Below are 23,977 nucleotides of genomic sequence, written 5' to 3' on the forward strand. Positions count from 1 at the left end.
CCAGGGCGCGGGCACGTTGCGGCAGACTGGCCGCGTCAACCGGAGTCCGCCCATGAAAACCTTCGAAGTCCGCCATCCGCTGGTCCAGCACAAGATCGGCCTGCTGCGCGACGCCGGGCTCAGCACCAAGGGCTTCCGCGAGCTGGTCACCGAACTGGGCACCCTGCTCGCCTACGAGGCGACCGCCGACCTGGAGACCGAGGCGGCGACCATGCCCGGCTGGGCCGGCGAGGTGCAGGTGCGGCGGATCGCCGGGGCCAAGATCACCGTGGTGCCGATCCTGCGCGCCGGCCTGGGCATGCTGCCCGGCGTGCTGGCGCTGATCCCCGCGGCGAAGGTCAGCGTGGTCGGCCTGCAGCGCGACGAGGAGACGCTGCAGCCGGTGCCCTACTTCGAACGCCTGACCGGCCGCCTGGACGAGCGCGACGCGCTGATCCTGGACCCGATGCTGGCCACCGGCGGCACCCTGATCGCCACGATCGACATGCTCAAGCGCGCCGGCGCGCGGCGGATCAAGGGCATCTTCCTGGTGGCCGCGCCGGAAGGGCTGGCCCACCTGGAGGCCGCGCACCCGGACGTGGAGGTCTACACCGCCGCGATCGACCAGCGCCTCAACGAGAAGGGCTACATCCTGCCCGGCCTGGGCGATGCGGGCGACCGCATCTTCGGTACGCGGGTGGATTGAGCGCTGACCGCCAGGGAGCCCTGCGAGCCCTATCGGATAGAGAGGCATCATCAACCCGCTACCGATGCCCACCACCTGTGTCTTCGCCCCCGCTCAGGCGTCGCGACGCGAGCTCGGCTTGAATGGGCCCCGCTTGCGATCGCGACGCACTTTCCAGGCACGCAAGCCAAACCAGACGACCACGACTGCTACCGCGGCCAGCACGTACGGAACGAACTGAGCCACGAACTGGCCATGTGCATAGCCAGCCTGATACGCGCCCGCGTATCCCTCCTCGCTTGCCTGGGCAAGCCGGGGCACGAGCAAAGCAATAGCCGATAGTGCAGTGGGCAGAATCTTTCGCATCCTCGCCTCGCCAGGTAATGGTCAAACGCCGGAGTTGAACCGCGTCACGATGTGGCATCGGCTTGAGTGAGTGGTTAGGCCGCCCGAGCGCGCTGACGGCCCAAGTATCGAACGGACTGCATGACAGCGACGGCAGCCCCAAGTTGCAGCAGGTCCTCGATGACACCCGCAGCCCCAACAAGCGCGGCCAGCGCTGCACCTGCCACATAGCCCGCACAAAAACCTATTAGTGCCGGATATGAAAAATGCTTGAGCGCGAAAGCTCGAGAGATCAGTGGAACGACGACCAGCGCAGCCATTGCCACCAGACTGGCGGACTTCATTGCTTCGATCGGATCCATGGAGCTCTCCCGATGGTTAACGCCCGAAAAAAACCGACTGGCGAAGCCAGTCCGGCTTGTTCGAGTTGCCTGGGGACCGAGTGGCAAAGCCTGTTTGGCTTGTTGGGTTGTTAGGCCCGACGGCCAACGAACCAGCGACCGACAACAGAGCCGAAGCCGAACCCCACGATGAACCCTAAAAACCAGTGCCCTGAGAGCATCTGGCCGATGACGGATCCAAACAGAGCAAAGCCCACGCCCCAGCGTGCCGCCCTGCGGTTCACATCCTGCTGTCGGGCACGCTCCGCAGACGCCCTATGACGATCATCCAGTTGCTCTAGCTTCGGAGTCATGATGGCTTTGGCCGCAGCGTCAGCTTGCTCACGATTCACTATGCGTTCCCCTACCGCCTGACGCCGGAGTCAGCCCACCGCGGAGCTGGTTCGGCATGAATGAGCTGTTAGGCCCCAGCGCCGCCGTGGCCAACCCGACGTTGCGTGCGTGCCAGACCAGCTGCCTCAGATAGCCCCCAGCAAGGCAGTTGATGGCATAACCGATGCAAGTAACAGCACGGCGGACTACTCGCCCATACGATTTTCTTGCCCAGGGCAGCAGCATCCCGCCCATCAGAACACCAAGCTGCGCCGCAAAGAGATAAAGAAGAACATCCAGTCCAAAGGCATCCAGCACCGGAACAATAGGAGCAAGCTCAGGATTTGATGCGATGCAGATGACCAGGATCGCCGTTACGAGCAAGAATGCTCGGGGACGCCAGCCAGTACCTGTCCAAGTAAACCATCGCATGGTGCCTCCTCCCCAACTACCAGCAGATCCCCAGCGGGGTGTAGCACCGAGTCTGGAGGAGCGTCGCGAGCGGCGTCAATCGAAGGATTCCGCGGGAATCAGCGGCTTGGCCATGCCCCTGCACCGGGCATGCCGTACACCCGCGCGCCCACGCCGGGAATCGCCGGGCGCCCTCCCCGGCCGGACCGCTATGGCGGGGTCAGCGCCTGGAGGCCGGCCGCGACGTACACCAGCGGCGCGTTCCAGTTGATCGCGACCTCGTTGCTGGCATAGCTGCAGTCGTGGTCGATCCACGACAGCGCCGGCGCCTTCGAGGGATAGGTCACGTCCTTGCAGTCGCCCAGGTCCTGCTGGCGCGGGTTGGGGCCGCCGGACAGCCAGCCCGGGACCGGTTCGGCGACGCCGTCGGCCTGCGAAGGCCGATGGTGGACGTGCATCGGCGTGCGCACGCCGTAGCCGGTCACGAACGAGACGCCGAGCGGGTTGCGGCCGAGCACGTAGTCCAGCTGCGACTGCGCCGCGTCGAGGTAGTCGCGCTGCCGCGTCAGCCGGTAGCCCTGCAGCAGCACCAGCCCCTGGTTCAACGCCATCGCGCTGCTGCCCCAGACGAAGTCCTCCGGCTGCATCGCCACCCGCCACGGCGACTGCCGCCACTGCCCGGCCAGGCGCCCCGCCAGCCCTTCCACCGCCTGCGATACGCGCTCCCGCTCGGCGGCACCGGGCAGGCGTCCGCCATGCGCCGCCAGCGATATCCAGCCCAGCGCGCCCACGTTGGCCCACGACGGGACGTCCGGCGCGGCCGCGTGCGATTCGAACGCGCGCCAGTACGCGGCGTCGCCGGTCAGCAGGAACAGCTCGGCCGCCGCCCAGGCGAACTCGTCGTCGAGCCTGGCGTCGCCGTAGGCACCGGTGTGCACGTCCGGCGGCTGGCGGTAGACCGCGTCCGGATGCGCCTGCGCCCAGCGCCAGGCCGACTCGGCGGCGGCGCGCATCCGCGCGGGCACGCCCGGGAAGCGGGCCTCGTAGCCGGCATAGACACGGCTGGCCATGGCCATCACCGCGGCGAAATCCAGTGCGGCGGCGGTGGAGCGGCCCACCATGTAGCGGCGCGCGGTGGCCTGGTCCGGCATCACCGCGCCATCGAAGCGCAGGTTGGTGAGCTTGTGGTACACGCCGCCGTCGCCGGGGTCCTGCATCGCCAGCATCCAGCGCAGGTTCCACCAGGCCTCGTCGAGGAGGTCGGGCACCGCATCGCCGCTTTCCGGTATGCCGGTGTCGCGGCCGCGGAACACCTGCGGGAAGTGCTCGTACGCGGACAGCAGGCTCCACATGGTGATGCCGGAATTGACCACGTACTTGTTGTAGTCGCCCGCGTCGTACCAGCCGCCCGGCGCCGACACGACCGTGCCCGCCGGGCGGCCCGGCGAGGCCGCGGAGGCATGGATCTCCACGTCCGTGTCCGGATGCCCGGCCGCGCGCACGTGCATCCCGGCGTGCGCGGCGTCGAGCGGGCTGCCGGCGCGGTGGAAATAGAACGCCTTCAGCGACGCGTCCAGCAGCGCGGCGTAGGCCTGCGCATCGACGGGAAACGGATCGGATGGCGCCATGCCCGCGCCCTGCAGGCGGTAGCGCCCCGGCGGCAACGGGCCGAGCTCGGCGATCGACGCCTCGCGCCCCGCCGGCGCCCAGGTGCCCGGCGGTGCGGACTGTCCACGCCGCACGACCGCACCGTCCACGTCGCTCACGATCTCGAACGCGCGGGCCCTGTCGCCTTCGATCACGGCCAGCATGCGCGAGCCGGGCAGGAAGCCGAGCTGGTTGAGCCGGGCGTGGCCGCCGTCCGCGCCGGGCGTGCCTGCTCCCGCGGCCAGCACGTCACCGGAACACGCGAACGCGAACAACGCGGCGAGGCTGCAGCGGACCAGGCGGAAAGGCATGCGCACGACTCCTGCGGGGGACGGGTCCATCGTCACCGCGCATGCGACCGGCGGCAAGACGCCATGCGGAATACCCGCGGACGCGGGCATGCATAGCGCGGCTCAGGCCGCCAGCGGGCGCGCCAGGAGCTCGGCGACCTCGTGCGTGGTGCCGAAGCGCCCCTTCGCGTCGCGCACCACCTGGGCCAGGGCGCACCCGGGGTCGTGGGTGAAGAACAGGTGCACGTTGCGCGCGAGCTTGTCCTCGAGGAAGGCGCGCTTCTCGTCGATCAGCAGCTCGGCGTTGCGGTCGTAGCCCATGGTGATCGGCAGGTGCACCCAGGACCGTCCCGGGATCAGGTCCGCGCAGAACACCACGCCGCCATGCGGCTGGCCGTCCACGGTCTCGGGCCCGGCGATCTCGGCCAGCATCAGCCCGGGGGTGTGCCCGTCGCTGAAGGAGAAACGCACCGCTTCGCCCAGCGCGCGCGAGTGCGCCCCGTCCACGATCTCCAGCCGCCCGCTGGCCTCCAGCAGCCCGGGCAGTTCCGGGATGAAACTGGCGCGATCGCGCGGATGCGGATGCTTCGCGCGTTCCCAGTGCGCCGCGCCGACCAGGTAGGTGGCGTTGGGGAACAGCAGTTCCGGTCCGCGACCCTCGGCCCAGGGCGCGAGCAGGCCGCCGGCATGGTCGAAATGCAGGTGGCTGAGCACCACCACGTCGATGTCCTCGTGCTCGAAGCCGGCCGCGTGCAGCGAATCGACCAGCACGTGGCGGTCCTCCTGCACCCCGTAGCGCTCGCGCAGCTTCGGCTCGAAGAACGCGCCGATGCCGGTCTCGAACAGCACCGTCCTGCCGTTGAGCGGGCTGGCCAGCAGCGCGCGGCAGGCCAGGTCGATGCGGTTCTGCCCGTCGGGCGGCGACCATTGCTCCCACATCGCCTTCGGCGCGTTGCCGAACATCGAACCGCCGTCGAGCTTCTGCGAATTGCCGCGGATGGACCAGAGTTTCATGCGCGGATGCTAGCCAGCGGACGGTTAAGAATCCGCAAGATCACGGCGCCGCGGGCGCGGTCGACCGCACCTGGGCGCTGCCGACATCGTTGCGGGGATCGCTGCCGCCGGTGAGCAGGTTGCCGCGCCGGTCCCACAGCACCGTCTGCATGTTGCCCCAGGTATGGCTGGAGGCACGGCCGGACACGGCGTCCTCCGGCAACTTCAGGGTGTGGCCCATGGCGCGGAGCTTCGCCGCCAGGCCGGCGTCGAACGCGCCGCTCTCGGCCTGGACCACGTCCGGCATCCACTGGTGGTGGTAGCGCGGCAGCGCCGCGACTTCCTGCGCGCCGAGACCGTCGGCGAAGCCGAGCGCGCCGAGCAGGACCATGGTGATGATGCGGCTGCCGCCCGGGGTGCCGAGCACCGCGACGTGGTCGGGCGAGACCATGAAGGTCGGGGTCATCGAGCTGAGCGGGCGCTTGCCCGGCGCCGGCGCGTTGGCCTCGTAGCCCATCACCCCGAAGGCGTTGGGCTGGCCGGGCTGCAGGGCGAAGTCGTCCATCTCGTTGTTGAGCAGCACGCCAGTACCCGGCGGCACCAGGCCGGAGCCGAACAGCAGGTTCACCGTCTGGGTGACCGCGGCGCGGTTGCCGTCGGCGTCGACGATGGAGAAATGGGTGGTCTCCTCGTCCTCCAGCGGCGTGGGCAGGCCGGAGAAGCTGTCGCTGGGCGTCGCCTTCTCCGGGTTGATCGTCGCGCGCAGGCCGGCCGCGTAGTACGGGCTGGTCAGTACGTCGACCGGCACGTGCACGAAGTCCGGATCGCCGAGGTAGAAGGTGCGGTCGCGGAAGGCGCGGCGCATCGATTCGATCGTCAGGTGGGTGCGATGGCTTTCGTCGAGCTTGGCCAGGTCCCAGCCCGCGAGGATCTGCATCATCTGCGCCAGCGCCACGCCGCCGGACGACGGCGGCGGCGCGGTCACCACGTCCCAGCCACGGTAGCCGAAGCGCAGTGGTTCGCGCTCGTGCACGCGATAGGCGGCCAGTTCCTCCGCGGTCCACTTCCCGCCTTCGGCGCGCACGCCGGCCACGAGTTTCTTCGCCACCGGGCCACGGTAGAAGCCATCGAAGCCGTGCGCCGCCAGCAGTTCCAGGGTGCGGGCCAGGTCCGGCTGCTTCAGCAGCTGGCCCTGCCGCGGCGGCTGTCCGCCGGCGAGGAACACCTCGCGCGTGCCGGGAAACCGCTCCATCACCCCGCGCCGCGCCGCGTAGCCGCGTTCCAGCCGCGCGTACACGGGGAAGCCGTCGCGGGCCAGGCGGATTGCCGGCGCCAGGCTCTGCGACAGCGGCAGCCGCCCGTACTTGCCGGCCACGTGCACCAGCGCCGCCGGAAGGCCGGGAATCGCCGCGGCCCACGGACCGTTCTCGGCCTTGTCCGAGTCGAGCCCGCCGTCGGCCGTGCGGTACTGGTCCATGGTCGCGGCCGCGGGCGCGGCCTCGCGCCCGTCGATGAACACGTCGCGGCCCGCCGCGCCGCCCTCGCCGGCCTGGTGCAGCAGGAAGAAACCGCCCCCACCCAGCCCGGAGCTGATCGGCTCGACCACCGACAGCGTCGCCGACACCGCGACCGCGGCATCGAACGCGTTGCCGCCCTTGTCGAGCACCTCGAAGCCGGCATCGGTGGCCAGCTTGTGCGCGCTGGCGATGGCGGCCTGGCCCGGACGCGGGGCCAGCCCGGCCGAACCGTCGGCGGCCAGCGCCGGCAGGACCGCAGCGGGAACGGACAGGAACAGCGCCAGCAACAGGCGCGGCAGCACACCGGTCATCGTGCCTCCGGGGAATAGAGTTCGGGATGTTCCCGCTGGAGCCGCAGCAGCTTGGACAGCAGCGCGTCGTGGCTCTCGGGATGGGCGGGATCGGGGTCGATGCACTCGACCGGGCAGACGACCACGCATTGCGCTTCGTCGAAGTGGCCGACGCATTCGGTGCAGCGCGCCGGATCGATCACGTAGATCGTCTCGCCCATGGAGATGGCCTGGTTCGGGCAGGCCGGCTCGCAGACGTCGCAGTTGACGCAGAGTTCGTTGATCCGTAGCGACACGTCGGGCGGTTGCGACGGCGGGCACCGGTCCGGCGCCCGCCGCCACGGTCCTCTTACTTGGCTTCGATGAAGACGTACTCGGCGCCGGTCGGCGCCAGCGCGGCCTTGACGCGCTCGTTGTCGACCGCCTCGCCGATGAACAGGATGCGCACGCCCTTGAGCGTGTCGGCCGGCACGTCGGCGAAGGCCACCAGCATCAGGTCGGCCATCTTGGCCGAAGCCGGCGAACCGAAGGCCAGCAGGTTGCCCTTCTGCACGCCGCGGGCCATGGCGGTCTTGGCCGACTCGACCTGGCGCTCGTACTTGGCGGCGAACTCCGGGTCCGACTCCGGCGGCAGGTAGTACAGGAACGGGTTGTTGGTGATGGTGCCCATGTTCTCCTGCACCACCGCCGGCAGGTAGGCCTTCCAGCCCGCGTCGTCGTCCTTGGCCGGTGCGGTCAGCACCTTGGCCTCGGTCGCTTCGTTGCCCACCGCCGCCTCCTTCTTGCAGGCGGTCAGCGCCAGCGGCGAAACCAGCATGCAGGCGAGCAGAAGCGCGCGCGTCGTCTTGTTCATCAGGAACCTCCCGTCGTTCGTTGGATCGTTATTGGAAATCGCAGGATCACTCGGAAACCGCACCGCCACGCCTTGCCTCCCGCAAGGCCGTGGCCACCGCCGGCGGCACGAAGCCCGAGACGTCGCCGCCCAGGCGGGCGATCTCGCGCACCAGCGAAGATGAGATGAAGCTGTACTGCTCGGCCGGGGTCAGGAACAGGGTCTCGACCTCCGGGATCAGGTGGCGGTTCATGCTCGCCATCTGGAACTCGTATTCGAAGTCCGACACCGCGCGCAACCCGCGCAGCAGCACGCCCGCGCCGACGTCGTGGACGAAGTGCGCCAGCAGCGAATCGAAGCCGCGGACCTCGACGTTGGCGTGGCCGGCGAGCGCCTCGCGGGCCAGGCCCACCCGGAGGTCGAGCGGCAGGGTCGGGCCCTTGGCCTGGCTGGCCGCCACGCCGACGATCACCTTCTCGAACAGCGGCGCCGCCCGTGCGACCAGGTCGATGTGGCCGTTGGTGATCGGATCGAAGGTGCCGGGGTAGACGGCAGTGCGGCGTTGGACCACGGGCAGGCGTCGTTCTAGGGGGCCGGATCGGCGGCGGCCAGTGTATCAGCGCCCCCTCGTCCGGGGCCACGATAGAGGGCCGCGTGCGCCTGCGCCGTGCGCAGCTGCCGGTGCAGGGTCCAGCCCGGGGGCCCCGCCGGGATGCGGTCCGGCGGCGATTCCAGGTACAGCCAGCCCCCCGCGGCCAGCCGCGGCACCACGCCGAGGACCGCGGCGTCCCAGAGCCCGGCGTCGAACGGCGGGTCGAGGAAGGCGATGTCGAAGTCCGGCATGGCCGGCCGCCCGGCCAGCCAGCGGATCGCGTCGTCCTGCACCACCTGGACCTCGCCCTCGGCATGCAGGCGCGCGGCCACGCCTCGCAGCCCGGAGGCCTGGGCCGCGTCGCGCTCGACCAGCACCGCCCGCGCCGCGCCGCGCGAGACCGCCTCGAGCCCGAGCGCGCCGCTGCCGGCGAACAGGTCCAGCACGCGCGCGCCCGGCAGCTCGGGCTGGAGCCAGTTGAAGAGCGTCTCGCGGACGCGGTCGGAGGTCGGCCGCAGCCCGCCGATGTCAGGCACCGGCAGCCGGGTTCCGCGCCAGCGCCCGCCGATGATGCGCACGCTGCCCGCCGCGCGGGCGGGCGTGGACGGACGCTGGCGCGGCGGTCTGTTCATCGGGCGGCGGCGGGACGCGGTGCTAGCATGGCGCGCATTCTCCGACATCCGCAGGCAATGGTCAGTTTCTTCCGCCGCAAGAAGCCGCAGGACGGCCCCGCACCCGCCACCGGCAGCCGCTACAGCGCCGAGGAACTGGCCGCCGCGTTCCCCTCCGCGCCCGCGCCCGCCGCCGGCGTCGACGAGGCCGCCGGCGCGGCGCTGGTGGAACCGGCCGTGGTGGAACAGGCGCCGGTGGACGCGGACGTCGAACTGGTGATCGCCCCGGCCGCGGACGCGGTCGAGGAAGGCGTGGCCGTGCAGCCCGCCGCCGCGCCGGGCAAGCCCGGCTGGCGCGAGCGCCTGCGCAACAGCACCTTCGCCCGCAGCGTCGGCGGCCTGTTCTCGCGCAACCCGAAGCTGGACGACGACCTGCTCGACGAGATCGAGACCGCCCTGCTGACCGCCGACGTCGGCGTGGGCGCCACCACCGCGCTGGTGGAAGGCCTGCGCAAGCGGATGAAGGCGCGCGAGTTCGCCGATGCCAACGCGCTGCTGGCCGCGCTGCGTTCGGACCTGGTCGCGCTGCTGCGCCCGGTCGCGCGGCCGCTGGCGATCGACAAGGCCGCGCGCCCCTTCGTGCTGCTGACCGTCGGCGTCAACGGCGTCGGCAAGACCACCACCATCGGCAAGCTGGCCCGCCGCTTCAAGGACGAGGGCCGCAGCCTGGTGCTCGCCGCCGGCGACACCTTCCGCGCCGCCGCGGTGGCGCAGCTGCAGGCGTGGGGCGAGCGCAACGGGGTGACGGTGATCGCCCAGGGCCAGAACGCGGACGCCGCCTCGGTCGCGTTCGATGCCTTGCAGGCGGCGAAGGCGCGCGGCATCGAGGTGCTGATCGCCGACACCGCCGGCCGCCTGCATACCCAGACCGGGCTGATGAACGAGCTGGGCAAGATCAGGCGCGTGCTGCAGAAGCTCGACCCGGACGCGCCGCACGAGGTGCTGATGGTGATCGACGGCACCACCGGCCAGAACGCGCTCAACCAGCTGCGCCAGTTCCACGCCGCGGTCGGCGTCACCGGCCTGGTCGTCACCAAGCTCGACGGCACCGCCAAGGGCGGCGTGGTGTTCGCGCTGGCGCGCGAATTCGGCATCCCGATCCGCTTCGCCGGCATCGGCGAACGACCGGAGGACCTGCGCGTGTTCGACGCCGAGGCCTTCGTCGATGCGCTGCTGCCGGAAGCGCTGGGCGGCTGAGTGTCCCGCGCACCACGTGGCGGGCGCAGCCCCGGCCCGGCACCGTCCGCCGACGTGCAGCGAGCCGTCCTGGTCGACGATTTCGCGGCCCGGCTGCTCGGCTGGTTCGACCGCCATGGCCGCCACGACCTGCCCTGGCAGCATCCGCGCACGCCCTACCGGGTGTGGCTGTCGGAAATCATGCTGCAGCAGACCCAGGTCGCCACCGCCATCCCGTATTTCGTGCGTTTCGTCGACCGGTTCCCCACCCTGCCGGACCTCGCCGCGGCATCCACCGACGAGGTGATGGCGCACTGGGCCGGCCTCGGCTACTACGCCCGCGCCCGCAACCTGCACGCCGCCGCGAAGCTGTGCGTGGAACGCCATGGCGGCGGACTTCCGCGGGATTTCGAGGCGCTGCACGCGTTGCCAGGGATCGGCCGCAGCACCGCCGCGGCGATCCTCTCGCAGGCCTGGGGCGAGCGGTTCGCGATCCTCGACGGCAACGTGAAGCGGGTGCTGGCCCGCTGGCATGGCGTGCCCGGCTGGCCCGGCGCGCCGGGCGTGGAAAAGCGGCTGTGGACGCTGGCCGATGCGCACGTGGCCGGCGTGCCGGATGGGCGGATGGCCGACTACACCCAGGCGCAGATGGACTTCGGCGCGACCCTGTGCACCCGCGCCCGCCCCGCCTGCCTGCACTGCCCGGTCCAGGCGGGCTGCGTCGCGCTGCGCGACGGCCTGGTCGATGCCCTGCCCACGCCGCGCCCGGGCAAGGTCCTGCCCGAGCGCGAGGCGGTGGCGCTGGTAGTCCAGAACGCCCGCGGCGACCTGCTCCTGCAGCGCCGCCCGCCCACCGGCATCTGGGCATCGTTGTGGACGCTGCCGCAGGCCGATACGGACGCCCTGATGCGGCAATGGTTCGACTCGGAGGTCGGCGGCGACTACGACGCGGCCGAAGACCTCGCCCCCGTCGTCCACACCTTCAGCCATTACCGGCTGCACCTCCAGCCGCGGCGGCTGCGCAGGGTCGCCCCGCGCCACCGGGTGGAGGACAATGGGGACCGGCGCTGGGTCGCGCGCGCGGACCTGGCGACCCTGGGCCTGCCCGCGCCGATCCGCCGGCTGCTCGAATCGATCTGACCTCCCCGACTGCTGACGAACATGCCCCGCACCGTCTTCTGCCAGTACGAACAACGCGACGCCGAGGGCCTGGATTTCGCCCCCTGGCCGGGCGAACTCGGCCAGCGCATCCACGCCGGCATCGGCAAGCCCGCATGGAACGCCTGGCTGGCGCACCAGACCATGCTGATCAACGAGAACCGGCTGTCGCCGCGCGACCCCAGGCATCGCGCCTTCCTCGAGGGCGAGATGGAGAAGTTCCTGTTCGGCGGCGGTGCGCAGAAGCCCGCCGGGTTCGTGCCGCCTCCGGCCTGATCAGGCTGCATGTGCCCCGGCCGGCGCGGCTCGCGCAACCGGCCGTAACCTGTCCGCGACGGCTCAGTTGGCAGGCGGCTCCGCCGGCGGAGCGTCCTGGCGCGCCTCGCTGTTGGCCTGGCGGAGTTCTTCCCGGCTCTGGTTGAGCGCCCGCGTATCGATCGGCCGGATGGTGTCGATCCGGCACGGGATCCGCCCGACCTGGCCGACCCCGGCCCCCAACGGCCTGACGGTGTCGAAACGGGCGGTGACGGTGCTGGAGAAGTGCGAGATCGTGATCGCCGAGGCGAACTGCAGGTCCTGGCAGGGGCCGGTGAAGTTCAGCAGCCATGCCTCGCTGGGGCGCGTCCACACCACCATCGCGCTGTTGCCCAGCGAGGTCCAGCCATTGAGCTGGCCGAACATGCGGAAGCTGCGCACCGGATCGCCGGCGTGGGCCTGGTAGAACGCCAGCCGCTCCGCGTCGGTCGCGCGCGGGGTGCTGCTGCATGCGCCGAGGCCCGCCACCATCACGAGCAACGCCCCGGCAAGCATCCTGTTCATGGCTTCCTCCTCCGACGGTCGATCCCGGAGCGATCATGCGCCCGCCCCGCAAGGCCCTCAACCCGCCGCGAACGCGCCTGCTTGTCTGATCCCGAACGCCCCGGTATGATTCGGCCCCTCGCCGCGGTGCTGCCGCGCATGGCCGGGTAGCTCAGTTGGTAGAGCAGGGGATTGAAAATCCCCGTGTCGGGGGTTCGATTCCCTCCCCGGCCACCATGTTCAAGCGGGAAGCCGAAGGGGCCGAAAGGCCCTTTTGTTTTGTCCGGTGTTTTTTGCCCGGATGTTTGCCGGACGCCGGCTCCTCTCGGATATTTCCTACGCTGCGCCGGGCATCTCGCCGACTTTTCGCGACCGCCCGGACGTGCACACTGCCCCCCTGTCCGGCCGTCGGGCCGGATCCGGGGAACGCCATGGAGCAACGGCTGCTCGTCGTCCGCAAGGACCTGCGTGGTTGCACCCTGCTCGATGGCGGCCGCCCGCTCGCCTGGTACCCCTCCGTGGCCCCCGCACTGGCGCTGGCCCTCACCCTGGCCGATGCCAGCGCATTGCGCGATGGATGGCCGGCGCGGGTCGAGGTGCGCCGCTCCAGCCACCCGCCCAGCGCCGATACCGCGGGCTAGGCTTCGCGGCGAGGCCGCGGCGGGACGTGCGGCGCGATGCTAGGATCGGGCCGCCGTGCCAGGAGGCATCCATGCGCCCCTATCCGACGCTGCTGCTGATCTGCCTCGCGCTGGGCTGCGTCGCGCCTGCGGTCGCCACCCCGGTGGCTTCGGTGCCGGACCTGGAGCTGACCCGCTACGCCGGGCACTGGTACGAGATCGCGCACCTGCCGGTATCGTTCCAGCGCCAGTGCGCCGGCGACATCACCGCGACCTATGCCCTGCGCGCCGACGGCACCATCGCCGTGCGCAATGCCTGCCGCACCCACGACGGCAGCCAGGTCGAAGCCGAAGGCGTGGCCCGCACCGTCGAGGGGCACCCGGGGCGGCTGCAGGTGCGCTTCGTCCCGGGTTGGCTGTCCTGGGTGCCGCTGGTCTGGGCGGACTACTGGGTCGTGGCGGTGGATCCGGACTACCAGTGGGCGGTCGTCGGCGACCCCGACCGCGAATACCTGTGGATCCTCTCGCGCGAACCCTCGATGGACGCCGCGCTGTTCGCGCGGCTCAAGGCCCGGGCCGAGGCGATGGGTTACGACCTGGCGCCGCTGGTCGTCGCCGCGCCCCTGCGCTGAACGCCACTGGCGGCGTACTATCCGGGCATTCGCAACGCCGGAGCCCGCATGAAGTCGATCCTGAAGCTGACGCTGGCCGTGTTCGCGGCCGTCCTGCTCGTTTCCTGCGGCAGCAATGCACGCCGGGTTTCGCCACCGTCGGCGGCGATCCAGCAGCTGACCGTGCAGGCCAACGGCGACTGGGCGGTGGACCTGCGCCTGCACAACTTCAGCAGTGTTTCGATGCGTTTCGACTCCGTGCGGCTGCAGGTGAGCGCCGACGAGCACTCCGCCGGCACGCTGCAGGCCACGCCGGCGATCTCGATCGGACCGACCTCCGCCGACGTGGTGCGCGTGACGATGAAGCCCGAAGGCATGGCCCGCATCGCCGTGGCCGACGCCCTGGCCGGCCGGCGTTCCCTCGCCTACAGGCTCGAGGGCGTGGTGACCGCCACCCCGGAGGAAGGCAAGCCGCGCGAGTTCGAGGTGGACGATCGCAGCTCGCTCAATCCGGCCCCGGGGCTCGACGGCGTCCTGCGCTGAGTCGCGCATACACATTCCGTCAACATTCGGGTATAAGCTGTTTTCCCGATGGAGACGGACACAGCAACGCTAGGTCTGGTCTGCACCGGAGCGCAGGCCCCGGTTGCCGCCCCACCCCCGCGGGCACACGCGCCGGCGGTGAGGGTCCTGTCGCTGGACGCCCATGGCCGGGCCATGGACTGGATCGGCTGGCAGGACGCAACCTGCCTGTACGCGCGCGATGCCGTTGCCTGGACCTTGGGCGAGCCCTGCCTGCGCGTCCGCGGCGGCATCTGCCGGATGACCGGCGCACGCAGCCTGATCGAGCTGCACCCCATCGTGGCCACCCGTGGCCACGCGCACGCACGGGCGCTGGACCCGACCCCCACCCTGTCCAACACCGCCCTGTTCGCCCGGGACGCGCACCTGTGCCTCTATTGCGGCCAGCAGTTCGCCCGGCCGCACCTGACCCGCGACCACGTGCTGCCGCTGTCCAAGGGCGGGCGGGATGTCTGGGAGAACGTGGTCAGCGCCTGCTTCCACTGCAATTCCCGCAAGGGCAACCGCACCCCGCAGCAGGCGCACATGCCGCTGCTGGCGGTGCCCTACCGGCCCAGCTGGATCGAGCACCTGATCCTGTCCAACCGCAACATCCTGGCCGACCAGATGGCGTTCCTGCGGGCGCAGCTGCCCAGGCGCTCCAAGCTCGTCGCCTGAAACGCCCCCGGCGCTGAATGGCCTTGCTTGCCCCGTCACGCCCGCGGGGAGGAAAATGGCCGCCCGTACCGCGCCACCCCCGATGAGCATCGATCCCGCCCGCTACCCGCGCCTGTCGCGCATCGACACGCCCGCCGACCTGCGTCGCTTCGACGAGGCCGAACTGCCGGCGATCGCCGAGGAGCTGCGCACCTACCTCATCGAATCGGTCGGCCGCAGCGGCGGGCATTTCGGCGCCGGGCTGGGCGTGGTCGAACTGACCGTCGCCCTGCACTGGCTCTACGAAACCCCGGTCGACCAGCTGGTCTGGGACGTAGGCCACCAGACCTACCCGCACAAGATCCTCACCGGCCGCCGCGACCGCATCCATACCGTCAAGCAGAAGGACGGCGTGGCGCCGTTCCCGAAGCGGGAAGAAAGCGAGTACGACACGTTCGGCGTCGGCCATTCATCGACCTCGATCTCGGCCGCCCTGGGCATGGCGATCGCGCTGCAGCGCCAGGCCGGTCCGGACGCGGGCACCACGCCCAAGGTGGTGGCCGTCATCGGCGACGGGGCCATGACCGCGGGCATGGCCTACGAGGCGCTGAACCATGCCGGCGGCATGGACGACGAGCCGGACCTGCTGGTCATCCTCAACGACAACCGGATGTCGATCTCCGAGGCGGTCGGCGGCCTGACCAAGATGCTCGGCCGCATGACCGGCAGCGCCACCCTCAACCGGCTGCGGGAAGGCGGCAAGAAGCTGCTGGGCGACAAGAACAAGCCGCCGGCCCGTTTCGTGCGGCGCTGGGAGGAGCACTGGAAAGGCATGTTCGTGCCGTCCACGCTGTTCGAGGAGATGGGCTTCCACTACACCGGCCCGATCGATGGCCACGACCTGCCTGCCCTGCTCGGCGCGCTGAAGACCCTGAAGACGCTCAAGGGCCCGCAGCTGCTGCACGTGATCACCACCAAGGGCAAGGGCTACGAGCTGGCCGAGGGCGACCAGATCGGCTACCACGCCGTCGGCCCCTTCGACCCGGCCAAGGGCCTGGTCGCCAAGGCCGGCGCGAAGAAACCCACGTACACCGACGTGTTCGGCGACTGGCTGTGCGACATGGCCGCCGCGCAACCGCGCCTGCTGGGCATCACTCCGGCGATGCGCGAAGGCTCGGGCCTGGTGCGTTTCAGCAAGGAGTACCCCGAGCGGTATTTCGACGTCGCCATCGCCGAGCAGCATGCGGTGACCCTGGCCGCCGGCATGGCCACCCAGGGCGCCAAGCCGGTGGTGGCGATCTATTCCACCTTCCTCCAGCGCGGTTACGACCAGCTGGTCCATGACGTCGCCACGCAGAAGCTGGACGTGCTGTTCGCGATCGACCGCGGCGGCGTGGTCGGTCCCGATGGCGCGACCCATGCGGGCAACCTCGACCTGAGCTACCTGCGCTGCGTACCGCACATGGTGGTGATGGCCCCGGCCGACGAGAACGAGTGCCGGCAGATGCTGAGCACCGGCTTCCACCATGCAGGCCCCGCCGCCGTGCGCTACCCGCGTGGGACCGGCCCCGGCGTGGCCATCGACCCGGGCCTGGACACCTTGCCGGTCGGCAAGGCGCAGCTGCGGCGCAGCGGCGCGCGCATCGCCCTGCTCGCCTTCGGCGCGACCGTGCCCGCGGCCGAACAGGCCGGAGCGGAGCTTGGCCTGACCGTGGTCAACATGCGCTTCGTCAAGCCGCTCGATCGCGCGCTGGTGCTGGAGCTGGCGAAGACCCACGAAGGCTTCGTCACGATCGAGGACAACGTGGTCGCGGGCGGCGCGGGCTCGGCCGTGTCCGAGCTGCTCAATGCGGAAGGAGTGGTCCTGCCGGTGCTGCAGCTGGGCCTGCCCGACGCCTTCCAGCACCATGCCAGCCGCGAGGACCTGCTGGCCGAGGCCGGCATCGACGCGGCGGGAATCGGTGCGGCGACGCTGGCGCACTGGCCGCACCTGGCGAAGCTGGACGGCGGGCTGCCGCGCGCCGCGGGCGCCTGAGCGCGACACGGGCCCGCGGCTGCGGGCCCGCACGCGCGCGCATCGATGCCGTGAAGCGAAGGCGGCTCAGTCCGGCCCAGGGGCCCTGACGGCCGGGCCCGGCGTCACCGCCCCGGATGGCTCGCTGGCTTCCAGCGCTTCGTCCTCCGGGTCCTCGTCCGGCGCGTGGATGCGGTAACCACGCCGCTGCAGATCGGCCAGGTAGCCGTCCGCGCGCAGCAACTGGTCGATCGAGACCGTCGCGAACGACACGGCGTGCGCATCCACGGCCCTGTCGACGGCTTCCAGCCACGCCTCGCGCACCCGCGGCTCGATGTCGACCAGTCCGCGCTTGCGGGCGGTGTCGGTCTGGGTCCAGGCCGAAAGGCAGGCCAACACCTGGTCGCGCCCGTTCGGCATGCTGCGCAGGGCCTCGAGGTCGCCGACCGCCCAGGCATTGGCGCGCGCCACGATCTGCGGCAGGTCGCGTTCGATGATGTCCAGCGTGCCGCTGAAGCAGGCGAGGTCCTCCGGCTTGAGCTGTTCGTTGCGGAAGTCGGCGATGGCCTGGCGGGGATCATCGATCTTCAGCGTGAGCATCGTCGGCGTCCGCTCCAGCCCGCGCTGCTTCAGCGCCTTGTCGACGACCGGTCCCACCACCCCGCCTTCGCGCAGGCCGTTGTCTTCCAGCGCCGCCCGGTACAACTCGTAGACGGCGATCAAAGGGCGCTTCTTCTCGACCCCGCGGTCGCGGCCCAGATAGCGCTGCTTGAGCACGCTCCAGCGCGCGTACAGCTCCGGCGGCAACACCTGGTCCAGCGTGTGCCCGTCGGGATTCTTCATCGCCTTGAACGCGGAGGGCGCCAGGGTCAGGCCGCGGAAGAAACCGACGTCGGCATCGATGGTCACCCCGGGCGAGCCCAGCACCGCACCGGCCTGGGACAGCACGCCCCGGGTCTCCGCGGCATCCCACTCCATTCCGCGGGGCAGCGGCGACTGGGTGCCCAGAACGTAGAGCGTGTGGCCGCCGCGGGTCGCGCGCCACATGCCCGGACCGGGCTGCACGCCGGTGACCACCACCGCTTCCATGTCCACCACCGGTGCCGCATCCGATGCCGCCACCTGCGCGGCCGCAGGCGGCGCGACGCCCAGCGAGACGATCAGTGCCAGAGCCGCCATCCGTGCCGCCATGTCCGCATCCGTGTAGTGATCGACGGCCGAGCATACGCACCGCGGCTGCAGCAGGGCAGAGGGCCGCGCCAGCGGGGCCGCCTGCGTTCAGGAGCGGTTTGCCGCGACCGCTCCGGACACGAAAAGGCCCGCGCGAGGCGGGCCTGTTCGCAACACGTATTGGTCGGGGTAGCCGGATTCGAACCGACGACCACCAGTCCCCCAGACTGGTGCGCTACCAGGCTGCGCTATACCCCGGAGTAGCTTTCCGCCATGGGCGGGCCGGCGATTATACCGGTTCGGAACGTGCCGCGGCGAGACCGTTGCAGCCCGGGACCGCGGAGATCAGCGCCTCAGCAGCTGCAGCACTTCCTCCAGTTCCATGCGCACCTGGCGCACGATCTGGCTGCTCAGTGCCGATTCCTGCCTGCCGCCCTCGCCTTCCAGGCGCAGCCGCGCGCCGCCGATCGTGTAGCCCTGTTCGTACAGCAGGCCGCGGATCTGGCGCACCATCAGCACGTCGTGGCGCTGGTAGTAGCGGCGGTTGCCGCGGCGCTTGACCGGGCTCAGGCTCGGGAATTCGGTTTCCCAGTAGCGCAGCACGTGCGGCTTGACGTCGCACAGCTCGCTGACCTCGCCGATGGTGAAGTAGCGCTTGGCCGGGATCGGCGGGAGTTCGCGGTTGCTGCCGGGATCAAGCATTCCGCTCGGCCCCCGCGTAGGCTTCCACGCGCTCCTTCAGTTTCTGGCCGGGGCGGAAGGTGACCACGGTCCGCGCGGAGATCGGGATCTCCTCGCCGGTCTTCGGATTGCGCCCCGGCCGCTGGTTCTTGCGGCGCAGGTCGAAGTTGCCGAACCCCGACAGCTTCACCTGGCGGCCACCCTGCAACGCCTCGCGCAGCACGTCGAAGAACGCCTCGACGAATTCCTTCGCCTCGCGCTTGTTGAGGCCGACTTCGTCGAACAGACGCTCGGCCATCTCCGCCTTGGTCAATGCCATCCGGTCTTTCCCCTGTGTCAGCCGCGGATCCGGGCGCCGTGCGCGCGGCCCAGCTCGGCGACGACGCGCTCCACGACCGCATCCGCGTCCTGGTCAGTGAGAGTGCGCGTGTTGTCCTGCAAAATCAAGCCCATAGCCAGACTCTTGCATCCGGATTCCACGCCCGGGCCCTGGTAGCGGTCGAACAGCACCAGGTCGCGCACGACCGGTCCTGCAGCGGCCCGGGCACTGTCGGCCAGTGCGGCCCAGGCCACGTCCACGCCGACCACGAAGGCGAGGTCGCGCCGCACCGCGGGGTAGCGCGACAGTGCTTCCGCCCGGGGCAACGCCCTGGCCTGCAGCGGCGCGAGGTCGAGCTCGAAACCCACGACCTCCACGTCCAGGCCCAGCGCCTTCTGCAGTCGCGGATGCAGCTGGCCGAGCCAGCCGATCCGCTCCGGGCCGCCCTCGCGGTCGGTCCGGTACACGTCCGCGCTGCGGCCGGGGTGGCCGAAGGGCTGGTTCGAGGGCCGGAATTCCAGGGTCGCCCCCGCCGCGCCGGCCAGCGACTCGAGATCGCCCTTGATGTCATGGAAGTCGATCCGGCGGGCCGCCCCGCCCCACTGTTCGGCCCGCGCGTCGCCGCAGGCCACGGCCGCGACGCGGCGGGTCTCCAGCGGCGCCGGATCCGGGCCACCGGGGGCGCGCTGCGACGGATCGGCGGCGGCAAAGGTCCGGCCCAGCTCGAACAGGCGTACGCGCCCGGCCTGCCGCGAGACATTGCGCGCCAGCGCATCGACCAGGCCCGGCAGCAGGTGCGGGCGCATCACCGCCAGTTCGGTGCTGAGCGGATTGGCCAGCGCGACCGTGCCGGCCTCGCTGTTCCACGTCCGCAGGAGCGCAGCCTCGACGAATGCGAAGCTGATCGCCTCCAGGTAGTCGCGGGCGACCATCTGGCGGCGGATGTCGGCGTCGGCCAGGCGGGTTTCGCTCGGGGCGGCGATGCGCGCGGGGCCGCCGGGAACGGTGGTCGGCACCCGGTCGTAGCCGTGGATGCGCGCCAGTTCCTCGATCAAGTCCTCCTCGATGGCGATGTCGAAGCGGCGACCGGGCGGGGTCACCTGCCAGCCATCGGCGCTTGCGGCCACCTGCATGCCCAGCGCGCGCAGGATGCGCTCGACCTCCGCATCGGCGATCTCGATGCCCAGCACGCGCGCCACGCGCGCGCGGCGCAGGCCGATCGTGGCCGGGGACCGCAGGTGCCCGGCCAGGGAGACCTCGGTCAGCGGACCGGGGACGCCGCCGGCGACATCCAGGATCAGCCGGGTCGCGTACTCGACCGCCACGCGCGGCAGTTCCGGGTCCACGCCGCGCTCGAAGCGATGGCCGGCATCGGTATGCAGCCCGAGCCGGCGACTGCGGCCGATGATCGCCGAGGGGATCCAGTGCGCCGCCTCCAGGAACACCGCGCGGGTGGCGCCGGTGACCTTGGTGTCTTCGCCACCCATGATCCCGCCCAGCGCGACGGCGCGCGCGGCACGGCCGCCGCGGCTGTCGGCCACCACCAGGAACTCGCCGTCCAGCCTGGCCTCGCGGCCGTCGAGCAGCCTGACGGTTTCATCGGCACGCGCGGGACGCACGACCACGGGCCCCTCCAGGGCGTCGCGGTCGAAGGCGTGCATCGGCTGGCCCAGTTCCAGCATCACGTACTGGGTGACGTCGACCAGGAAACTGATCGGGCGCACCCCCGCGCGGCGCAGGCGTTCGGCCATCCATACCGGGGTGGGCGCCGCCGCGTCCACGCCCTCGATCACCCGTCCGGCGAAGCGCGGCACCCGTTCGCCGGCCTCGAGCACGATCTCCATCTCCGCGGTGCCCTGCGCCGGCACGGGCGCGACGTCCAGCGGGACGACCTGGCCCGCCAGCGCGGCGGCGACGTCGTAGGCGATGCCACGCACGCTGAAGCAATCGGCGCGGTTGGGCGTCAGCTTGATCTCGATGCTGGCGTCGGGCAGCCCCAGGTACTCGGCCAGCTGCGCGCCGACCGGCGCGTCTGCCGGGAGTTCCAGCAGGCCCGAAGCGTCGGCGTCCAGCCCGAGCTCCCTGGCCGAGCAGAGCATGCCGTTGGATTCCACGCCACGCAGCTTCGCCGCCTTGATCGCGATCCCGCCCACGCTGGAACCGACCATCGCCAGCGGCGCGACCAGGCCCGGCCGCGCGTTCGGCGCACCGCAGACGATCTGCAGCAGCGACCCGTTGCCGGCATCGACCTGGCAGACCTGCAGGCGGTCGGCTTCCGGATGCTTCGCCGCCTCGACGATGCGGGCGACGACGACCCCGGCCAGGCCGTCGCCCAGCGCGGTCACGTCCTCGACTTCCAGGCCGATCGCGGTCAGCGTCGCTGCCAGCCCGTCGCGGCTGGCGGAGGTCGGCACGTGGCTGCGCAGCCAGTTCTCGGAGAATTTCATCGTGATCGTGGTCCAGTGCGCGGGCCCTCGGCCCGCGGTGAATATCGGGTATGGAGCGCCGGCTCCGTGCCTGCCCTACGCGAACTGGCGGAGGAAGCGCACGTCGTTCTCGAAGAACGCGCGCAGGTCGTTGACGCCGTAGCGCAGCATGGCGAAGCGCTCCACGCCCAGGCCGAAGGCGAAGCCGGTGTAGCGTTCCGGGTCGATGCCGCAGTTGCGCAGCACGTTCGGATGGACCATGCCGCAGCCGAGCACCTCCAGCCAGCGCACGCTGCCGTCCGGCTGCTGCCAGGCGATGTCGACCTCCGCGCCCGGTTCCACGAACGGGAAGTAGCTGGGGCGGAAGCGCATCTGGAAGTCGCGCTCGAAGAACGCGCGCACGAACTCGGCCAGCGTGCCCTTCAGGTCGGCGAACGTGGCGTGCTCGTCCACCAGCAGGCCTTCGACCTGGTGGAACATGGGCGAGTGGGTCTGGTCGCTGTCGCTGCGGTAGACCTTGCCGGCGGCGATCATCCGCAACGGCGGGGCATGCTCGCCCATGTAGCGCACCTGCACGCCGGAGGTGTGCGTGCGCAGCAGGCGGCCGTCACCGAAGTAGAACGTGTCGTGCATCGCGCGCGCCGGATGGTGCGGCGGGAAGTTCAGCGCCTCGAAGTTGTGCCAGTCGTCCTCGATCTCGGGTCCGTCCGCCAGCTCGTAGCCGAGCCTGCCGAAGATCTCGGCGATGCGCTCGAGCGTGCGCGAAACCGGATGGATGCCGCCGCGCGCCGCGTCGCGTCCAGGGAGGGTCACGTCGATCGCCTCGCCGGACAGGCGCGCGTCGAGCGCGGCGTCCTCGAGCACCGCCTTGCGCGCGGCCAGGGCCTCGCCGACCTCGTCGCGGGCGCGGTTGATCGCCTCGCCCGCGGACTTGCGCTGCTCAGGCGGAAGCGCGCCGAGCTGCTTGAGCTGGGAGGTGATGCTGCCCTGCTTGCCGAGCAGGCCCACGCGCAGCGCTTCGAGCGCGTCGGGCGACTGCGCCGCGGCGATGTCGGCCAGCGCGCTGGCGGCCAGGGATTCGATTTCGCTCATGGAGTTTCCGGTGTCCGGCTTCGGAAAAACAAATGGGGAAGGACTCGCGCCCTTCCCCACGTGTCGGACGGCGAGCCGTCCAGTGCCACTTTTACGGTGGAGAGGCGGCTCAGGCCGCCAGGGCGCTCTTCGCCTTCTCGGCCAGCGCCGTAAACCCGGCCGCGTCGTGCACGGCGATATCCGCCAGCACCTTGCGGTCCAGGGTGATGCCGGCCTTGAGCAGGCCGTTCATGAACCGGCTGTAGCTCAGGCCGTTGCTGCGGGCAGCCGCGTTGATGCGGGTGATCCACAGCGAGCGGAAGTTGCGCTTCTTCTGCTTGCGGCCGATGTAGGCGTACTGCTGCGCCTTGATGACCGCCTGCTTGGCGACGCGGAAAACCTTGCGGCGGGCGTTGTAGTAGCCCTTGGCGAGGTCGAGGATCTTCTTGTGGCGGCGGCGCGCCTGGACGCCACGCTTGACTCGTGCCATTGGTCAGTCCTCCTCAGAGATACGGCAGCATGCGGGTCAGGCGGCCGGCATCCTCGGCGCGGACGTGGTTCGTCTGCCGCAGGTTGCGCTTCCGCTTGGTCGCTTTCTTGGTGAGGATGTGGCTACGGTTGGCGTGGCCGGCCTTGAACTTGCCGGAGGCGGTCTTGCGGAATCGCTTGGCCGCCGCCCGGTTGGTCTTGATCTTGGGCATTGCTGTGTCCTTGATGGGAACTGTCACTGGCGCGGGCGGTGGCGTGCCGGGGCACTGACCACGCTTTCCATCCATGCCCACACCGGTCGGTAAGTCGTTGATTCCCAAGGGGAACACGACGGGTCCTAGGGTCGTTGCCAACCCTCTCCGGCGAACCGGAGCCGCGCATTATGCCGGCCGCCGGATTTCTTTGCAAATCAGGAGGTTCCGCAAGGGGCCCCTCGGCGCAGGGCGCACCGGAACGCCAAGAAAGGCACCAGCCGGGTACCCGGATGCGGAAGCACAGGCCTCGACACCCTGACCGCGCTCCGGCTGCTGCGCGGACCAGGGCCACGCACCGTCCGGGCCTGCGCAGCCGGGGAACGCGCATCGTGGCGCGTGCCGGCTCCTGGACGCCTTGCAGGCCACTCCGAAACGGGAAGGGGCGCCCTCGGCGCCCCTTCTTCCGCTGCCATGGCACCGGCGCGGTTACTTCTTCTTCGGCGCGATCATCATGACCATCTGCCGGCCTTCCAGGCGTGGGCGCGACTCGATGACGATGTCATCGCCCAGGTCGGCCTCGATCCGGGCGGCCATCTGCCGGCCCAGTTCCTGGTGGCTCATCTCGCGGCCGCGGAAGCGGATGTTGACCTTGACCTTGTCGCCCTCCTCCAGGAAGCGGCGCATGTTGCGCAGCTTGATCTGGTAGTCGCCCTCGTCCGTGACCGGACGGAACTTGAGCTCCTTGATCTCGACCTGCTTGGTCTTCTTCTTGGCCTCGTTGGCCTTCTTCTGCAGTTCGAACTTGAACTTGCCGAAGTCCATGATCTTGCACACCGGCGGATCGGCGTTGGGCTGGATCTCGACCAGGTCGAGTTCTTCGTCTTCGGCCATGCGCAGCGCTTCATCGCGCGACAGCACGCCGATCATCTCGCCGTCGGAGCCGATCACGCGCACGCGCGGGACGCGGATCTCGCCGTTCTTCCGGTTTTGCTTCTCTGGGGTACTGATGTTCCGGTCTCCAGGGGTGGACTGGTCGGAGGGCCGGCGGCGGCCGGCCACTCCCATTG

Annotated in this window: 26 protein-coding genes, 2 tRNA genes and 1 pseudogene; 10 read left to right on the plus strand and 19 right to left on the minus strand. The window is 70.6% G+C overall.

Annotated features, from left to right (window positions below; all coding sequences use genetic code 11):
- The first annotated feature begins 52 nt into the window (after positions 1-52).
- On the plus strand, positions 53-685 hold the full coding sequence (gene upp, locus ACA089_RS06250; protein ID WP_372014606.1) for a uracil phosphoribosyltransferase: 633 nt from the start codon (positions 53-55) through the stop codon (positions 683-685).
- 419 nt (positions 686-1,104) lie between these two features.
- Here the strand turns inward: upp and ACA089_RS06255 are convergent, their stop codons facing one another.
- From ACA089_RS06255 to rsmD, 9 genes are all read right to left on the minus strand, one after another.
- A complete protein-coding gene (locus tag ACA089_RS06255; protein ID WP_372014609.1) occupies positions 1,105-1,371 on the minus strand; it encodes a hypothetical protein in 267 nt (88 codons plus the stop codon).
- 360 nt (positions 1,372-1,731) lie between these two features.
- Complete coding sequence (locus tag ACA089_RS06260; RefSeq protein WP_372014612.1) at positions 1,732-2,106, minus strand: hypothetical protein; 375 nt, start codon at positions 2,104-2,106, stop codon at positions 1,732-1,734.
- 236 nt (positions 2,107-2,342) lie between these two features.
- Positions 2,343-4,091, minus strand: a complete 1,749-nt coding sequence (locus ACA089_RS06265; protein WP_372014615.1) for a glycoside hydrolase family 9 protein — start codon at positions 4,089-4,091, stop codon at positions 2,343-2,345.
- A gap of 102 nt (positions 4,092-4,193) precedes the next feature.
- Entirely contained in the window at positions 4,194-5,084 is an 891-nt protein-coding gene (locus ACA089_RS06270) for an MBL fold metallo-hydrolase (protein WP_372014618.1), read from the minus strand.
- 40 nt (positions 5,085-5,124) lie between these two features.
- A complete protein-coding gene (gene ggt / locus ACA089_RS06275; RefSeq protein ID WP_372014622.1) occupies positions 5,125-6,891 on the minus strand; it encodes a gamma-glutamyltransferase in 1,767 nt (588 codons plus the stop codon).
- Positions 6,888-7,166: a YfhL family 4Fe-4S dicluster ferredoxin gene (locus ACA089_RS06280; protein WP_372014624.1), complete on the minus strand. Its 279-nt coding sequence runs from the start codon at positions 7,164-7,166 to the stop codon at positions 6,888-6,890. The genes ggt and ACA089_RS06280 overlap by 4 nt, the downstream gene beginning before the upstream one ends.
- A gap of 53 nt (positions 7,167-7,219) precedes the next feature.
- Positions 7,220-7,723, minus strand: a complete 504-nt coding sequence (locus ACA089_RS06285) for a hypothetical protein (protein WP_372014627.1) — start codon at positions 7,721-7,723, stop codon at positions 7,220-7,222.
- 46 nt (positions 7,724-7,769) lie between these two features.
- On the minus strand, positions 7,770-8,279 hold the full coding sequence (coaD, locus tag ACA089_RS06290; RefSeq protein WP_372017687.1) for a pantetheine-phosphate adenylyltransferase: 510 nt from the start codon (positions 8,277-8,279) through the stop codon (positions 7,770-7,772).
- A gap of 8 nt (positions 8,280-8,287) precedes the next feature.
- Positions 8,288-8,926: a 16S rRNA (guanine(966)-N(2))-methyltransferase RsmD gene (gene rsmD / locus ACA089_RS06295; protein WP_372014630.1), complete on the minus strand. Its 639-nt coding sequence runs from the start codon at positions 8,924-8,926 to the stop codon at positions 8,288-8,290.
- Positions 8,927-9,229: 303 nt separating this feature from the next.
- On the opposite strand from rsmD, the pseudogene ftsY reads away from it, so the two are divergent.
- The 3 genes and pseudogenes from ftsY to ACA089_RS06310 form a co-directional block, all read left to right on the plus strand.
- Positions 9,230-10,162, plus strand: a pseudogene (gene ftsY, locus ACA089_RS06300) (signal recognition particle-docking protein FtsY); the annotation flags it as partial.
- A 54-nt stretch (positions 10,163-10,216) separates the two neighbouring features.
- Positions 10,217-11,281, plus strand: coding sequence for an A/G-specific adenine glycosylase (gene mutY, locus ACA089_RS06305; protein WP_372014632.1), 1,065 nt, complete (start codon positions 10,217-10,219; stop codon positions 11,279-11,281).
- Positions 11,282-11,302: 21 nt separating this feature from the next.
- Positions 11,303-11,575, plus strand: a complete 273-nt coding sequence (locus ACA089_RS06310; protein ID WP_372014634.1) for an oxidative damage protection protein — start codon at positions 11,303-11,305, stop codon at positions 11,573-11,575.
- A 63-nt stretch (positions 11,576-11,638) separates the two neighbouring features.
- On the opposite strand, the gene ACA089_RS06315 is transcribed toward ACA089_RS06310, so the two are convergent.
- Positions 11,639-12,118, minus strand: coding sequence for a DUF6491 family protein (locus ACA089_RS06315; protein WP_372014637.1), 480 nt, complete (start codon positions 12,116-12,118; stop codon positions 11,639-11,641).
- Between the two features lie 140 nt (positions 12,119-12,258).
- Here ACA089_RS06315 and ACA089_RS06320 point away from each other — a divergent pair.
- The 6 genes from ACA089_RS06320 (at position 12,259) to dxs (ending at position 16,581) form a co-directional block, all read left to right on the plus strand.
- Positions 12,259-12,334: transfer RNA gene (locus ACA089_RS06320), tRNA-Phe, on the plus strand.
- Positions 12,335-12,528: 194 nt separating this feature from the next.
- Positions 12,529-12,738 (plus strand): hypothetical protein, encoded by a 210-nt coding sequence (locus ACA089_RS06325; RefSeq protein WP_372014639.1) that lies wholly within the window; start codon positions 12,529-12,531, stop codon positions 12,736-12,738.
- Between the two features lie 71 nt (positions 12,739-12,809).
- Positions 12,810-13,349: a lipocalin family protein gene (locus tag ACA089_RS06330; protein WP_372014642.1), complete on the plus strand. Its 540-nt coding sequence runs from the start codon at positions 12,810-12,812 to the stop codon at positions 13,347-13,349.
- A 48-nt stretch (positions 13,350-13,397) separates the two neighbouring features.
- On the plus strand, positions 13,398-13,871 hold the full coding sequence (locus ACA089_RS06335; RefSeq protein ID WP_372014645.1) for a hypothetical protein: 474 nt from the start codon (positions 13,398-13,400) through the stop codon (positions 13,869-13,871).
- A gap of 48 nt (positions 13,872-13,919) precedes the next feature.
- Complete coding sequence (locus tag ACA089_RS06340; RefSeq protein ID WP_372014648.1) at positions 13,920-14,567, plus strand: HNH endonuclease; 648 nt, start codon at positions 13,920-13,922, stop codon at positions 14,565-14,567.
- 82 nt (positions 14,568-14,649) lie between these two features.
- On the plus strand, positions 14,650-16,581 hold the full coding sequence (dxs, locus tag ACA089_RS06345) for a 1-deoxy-D-xylulose-5-phosphate synthase (protein WP_372014650.1): 1,932 nt from the start codon (positions 14,650-14,652) through the stop codon (positions 16,579-16,581).
- A 66-nt stretch (positions 16,582-16,647) separates the two neighbouring features.
- Here the strand turns inward: dxs and ACA089_RS06350 are convergent, their stop codons facing one another.
- The 9 genes from ACA089_RS06350 to infC all read right to left on the minus strand — a co-directional run bounded on the left by ACA089_RS06350 (position 16,648) and on the right by infC (position 23,975).
- A complete protein-coding gene (locus ACA089_RS06350; RefSeq protein ID WP_372014653.1) occupies positions 16,648-17,751 on the minus strand; it encodes a TraB/GumN family protein in 1,104 nt (367 codons plus the stop codon).
- A 160-nt stretch (positions 17,752-17,911) separates the two neighbouring features.
- A tRNA-Pro gene (locus tag ACA089_RS06355) sits at positions 17,912-17,988 on the minus strand.
- A gap of 87 nt (positions 17,989-18,075) precedes the next feature.
- Positions 18,076-18,432 carry a MerR family transcriptional regulator gene (locus ACA089_RS06360; RefSeq protein WP_372014656.1) on the minus strand — a complete coding sequence of 119 codons (357 nt, stop codon included), beginning with the start codon at positions 18,430-18,432 and terminating at the stop codon, positions 18,076-18,078.
- A complete protein-coding gene (locus ACA089_RS06365) occupies positions 18,425-18,730 on the minus strand; it encodes an integration host factor subunit alpha (protein WP_372014657.1) in 306 nt (101 codons plus the stop codon). Before ACA089_RS06365 ends, ACA089_RS06360 begins: the two co-directional genes overlap by 8 nt.
- Before the next feature lie 17 nt (positions 18,731-18,747).
- Positions 18,748-21,177, minus strand: coding sequence for a phenylalanine--tRNA ligase subunit beta (gene pheT / locus ACA089_RS06370; RefSeq protein ID WP_372014659.1), 2,430 nt, complete (start codon positions 21,175-21,177; stop codon positions 18,748-18,750).
- Positions 21,178-21,252: 75 nt separating this feature from the next.
- Entirely contained in the window at positions 21,253-22,248 is a 996-nt protein-coding gene (pheS, locus tag ACA089_RS06375; protein ID WP_372014662.1) for a phenylalanine--tRNA ligase subunit alpha, read from the minus strand.
- Between the two features lie 109 nt (positions 22,249-22,357).
- Positions 22,358-22,717, minus strand: a complete 360-nt coding sequence (rplT, locus tag ACA089_RS06380) for a 50S ribosomal protein L20 (protein ID WP_372014665.1) — start codon at positions 22,715-22,717, stop codon at positions 22,358-22,360.
- A 13-nt stretch (positions 22,718-22,730) separates the two neighbouring features.
- On the minus strand, positions 22,731-22,928 hold the full coding sequence (gene rpmI, locus ACA089_RS06385) for a 50S ribosomal protein L35 (RefSeq protein ID WP_024868243.1): 198 nt from the start codon (positions 22,926-22,928) through the stop codon (positions 22,731-22,733).
- Between the two features lie 468 nt (positions 22,929-23,396).
- A complete protein-coding gene (gene infC / locus ACA089_RS06390) occupies positions 23,397-23,975 on the minus strand; it encodes a translation initiation factor IF-3 (RefSeq protein WP_372014668.1) in 579 nt (192 codons plus the stop codon).
- Positions 23,976-23,977 lie beyond the last annotated feature (2 nt).

This window comes from Pseudoxanthomonas fibrivorans (assembly GCF_041464125.1).
GTDB lineage: Bacteria > Pseudomonadota > Gammaproteobacteria > Xanthomonadales > Xanthomonadaceae > Pseudoxanthomonas.

Coding starts and splice junctions, on each gene's coding strand:
- upp (WP_372014606.1), top strand. CDS start 53: ATGAAAACCTTCGAAGTCCGCCATCCGCTGGTCCAGCACAAGATCGGC.
- ACA089_RS06255 (WP_372014609.1), bottom strand. CDS start 1,371: ATGGATCCGATCGAAGCAATGAAGTCCGCCAGTCTGGTGGCAATGGCT.
- ACA089_RS06265 (WP_372014615.1), bottom strand. CDS start 4,091: ATGCCTTTCCGCCTGGTCCGCTGCAGCCTCGCCGCGTTGTTCGCGTTC.
- ACA089_RS06270 (WP_372014618.1), bottom strand. CDS start 5,084: ATGAAACTCTGGTCCATCCGCGGCAATTCGCAGAAGCTCGACGGCGGT.
- ggt (WP_372014622.1), bottom strand. CDS start 6,891: ATGACCGGTGTGCTGCCGCGCCTGTTGCTGGCGCTGTTCCTGTCCGTT.
- ACA089_RS06285 (WP_372014627.1), bottom strand. CDS start 7,723: ATGAACAAGACGACGCGCGCGCTTCTGCTCGCCTGCATGCTGGTTTCG.
- rsmD (WP_372014630.1), bottom strand. CDS start 8,926: ATGAACAGACCGCCGCGCCAGCGTCCGTCCACGCCCGCCCGCGCGGCG.
- ACA089_RS06310 (WP_372014634.1), top strand. CDS start 11,303: ATGCCCCGCACCGTCTTCTGCCAGTACGAACAACGCGACGCCGAGGGC.
- ACA089_RS06315 (WP_372014637.1), bottom strand. CDS start 12,118: ATGAACAGGATGCTTGCCGGGGCGTTGCTCGTGATGGTGGCGGGCCTC.
- ACA089_RS06325 (WP_372014639.1), top strand. CDS start 12,529: ATGGAGCAACGGCTGCTCGTCGTCCGCAAGGACCTGCGTGGTTGCACC.
- ACA089_RS06330 (WP_372014642.1), top strand. CDS start 12,810: ATGCGCCCCTATCCGACGCTGCTGCTGATCTGCCTCGCGCTGGGCTGC.
- ACA089_RS06335 (WP_372014645.1), top strand. CDS start 13,398: ATGAAGTCGATCCTGAAGCTGACGCTGGCCGTGTTCGCGGCCGTCCTG.
- ACA089_RS06340 (WP_372014648.1), top strand. CDS start 13,920: ATGGAGACGGACACAGCAACGCTAGGTCTGGTCTGCACCGGAGCGCAG.
- dxs (WP_372014650.1), top strand. CDS start 14,650: ATGAGCATCGATCCCGCCCGCTACCCGCGCCTGTCGCGCATCGACACG.
- ACA089_RS06350 (WP_372014653.1), bottom strand. CDS start 17,751: ATGGCGGCACGGATGGCGGCTCTGGCACTGATCGTCTCGCTGGGCGTC.
- ACA089_RS06360 (WP_372014656.1), bottom strand. CDS start 18,432: ATGCTTGATCCCGGCAGCAACCGCGAACTCCCGCCGATCCCGGCCAAG.
- ACA089_RS06365 (WP_372014657.1), bottom strand. CDS start 18,730: ATGGCATTGACCAAGGCGGAGATGGCCGAGCGTCTGTTCGACGAAGTC.
- pheT (WP_372014659.1), bottom strand. CDS start 21,177: ATGAAATTCTCCGAGAACTGGCTGCGCAGCCACGTGCCGACCTCCGCC.
- pheS (WP_372014662.1), bottom strand. CDS start 22,248: ATGAGCGAAATCGAATCCCTGGCCGCCAGCGCGCTGGCCGACATCGCC.
- rplT (WP_372014665.1), bottom strand. CDS start 22,717: ATGGCACGAGTCAAGCGTGGCGTCCAGGCGCGCCGCCGCCACAAGAAG.
- rpmI (WP_024868243.1), bottom strand. CDS start 22,928: ATGCCCAAGATCAAGACCAACCGGGCGGCGGCCAAGCGATTCCGCAAG.
- infC (WP_372014668.1), bottom strand. CDS start 23,975: ATGGGAGTGGCCGGCCGCCGCCGGCCCTCCGACCAGTCCACCCCTGGA.